The sequence below is a fragment of the Streptomyces sp. NPDC040432 genome (genome assembly GCF_055595445.1).
In genome coordinates, this window is sequence record NZ_JBVIVP010000066.1 from 1 (window position 1) to 1,343 (window position 1,343).

The 1,343-nt window shown below is 66.6% G+C and carries 2 protein-coding genes; one reads left to right on the forward strand and one right to left on the reverse strand.

Features of this window, described 5'->3' with window-relative positions; genetic code table 11:
* Positions 1–24 precede the first annotated feature (24 nt).
* The gene (locus tag ACZ58N_RS38855; protein ID WP_471170397.1) at positions 25–411 is read right to left on the reverse strand and encodes a DUF6221 family protein; all 387 of its coding nucleotides are present in this window, start codon (positions 409–411) and stop codon (positions 25–27) included.
* Between the two features lie 95 nt (positions 412–506).
* Between ACZ58N_RS38855 and ACZ58N_RS38860 the strand changes: the two genes are divergently transcribed.
* The gene (locus ACZ58N_RS38860; protein ID WP_471170400.1) at positions 507–1,274 is read left to right on the forward strand and encodes a transposase; all 768 of its coding nucleotides are present in this window, start codon (positions 507–509) and stop codon (positions 1,272–1,274) included.
* Positions 1,275–1,343 lie beyond the last annotated feature (69 nt).

Genomic DNA, 1,343 nt, shown 5'->3' on the forward strand with positions numbered 1-1,343 from the left:
CTAAGGGTTGTCCCGTAAAATGATCTACGTCTCAGGGGTGACGGGATAGTCAGGGTGATCTCCGTAAGGTGACGCCAGGTCGAGCAGGTCGTCGCATGGCCAAGTGTCGCCGTCATACTGGCAGTCGTCTCGGTTGTCCCACGGTAGTTCGGGGTCGCCGATGGCAGGGCTGAGTGCATGTCGGGCGAGCACGCGCCGCTTGGCTTCAACCTCCCGCAGGACGCGAGCCGGATCGTGCAGCGCGACGTGCCGGGCGATCGTGGGGTGGAAGCCGGACAGTTCTACTTGGCAGAACTCGACGGTGCGCCCATGAGCGGTCCACTCTCCGCAGCCGTCACCGTCACAGCGCCGGGCAAGGTCTGCCTCCTCGTCCAGCCGTGCGTGGAGGAACGTCACAAGGTCTTCGCTCATGGGGTCATCCTGGATGATGCGACAGGCCCGGTCGCCTGATTTCCGTGCTGAGGGCAGGACCCGGACGGCAGGCGGACAACTGGGATGATCTTGCTGTGGCTGGTGTGATCACGGCGTCGGAGCCGTCCTGGATATCCCCGTTCACCGGGCTGAGCCCGCGGCAGTTCGGGAAGCTGGTGACGGTGCTGCGGCGCGAGGGAGCGGACGCGGTCCGCAGGGGCCGGCCGTGGAGTCTTTCGTTGGAGGACCGGGCTCTGTTGGTCGCGGCCTACTGGCGGACGAACCTGACGATGCGGCAGCTCGCCCCGCTGTTCGGGGTGTCCAAGTCGGCGGCGGACCGGATCATCGACGACCTCGGGCCAATGCTCGCGCTTCAGCCCCGAAAGCGGTTCGCGAAGGACACCGTGCTCATCGTGGACGGCACCCTGGTCCCCACCCGCGACCACACCATTGCCGCACAGTCCAAGAACTACCGGTACTCCACCAACCATCAGGTTGTCATCGACGCCGACACCCGCCTCGTCGTCGTGGTCGGCCGGCCGCTGACCGGCAACCGCAACGACTGCAAGGCATGGGAGGAATCCGGCGCCAAAGCCGCCGTCGGCCGGACGCTCACCATCGCCGACGGCGGCTACCCCGGCACCGGACTCGTCATGCCCCACCGTCGCCGCAAGGGCGAAGAACTGGCCGACTGGAAGCAGGCGCACAACAAGTCCCACAAGCAGGTCCGAGCTCGCGTCGAGCACGTCTTCGCCCGCATGAAGACCTGGAAGATCCTCCGCGACTGCCGCCTCAAAGGCGACGGCGTCCACCACGCCATGCTCGGCATCGCCCGCATGCACAACCTCGCCCTCGCCGGATAGGCAAGCGGCCCGCACCGCAGCCAACCACGTCCGAGGCGACTCGGAGATCAGTTACGGGACAGCCCTTAG

What these genes read in the sequence shown, in the direction of transcription:
- ACZ58N_RS38855 (WP_471170397.1), bottom strand. Translation starts at nt 411, where the DNA reads ATGAGCGAAGACCTTGTGACGTTCCTCCACGCACGGCTGGACGAGGAG.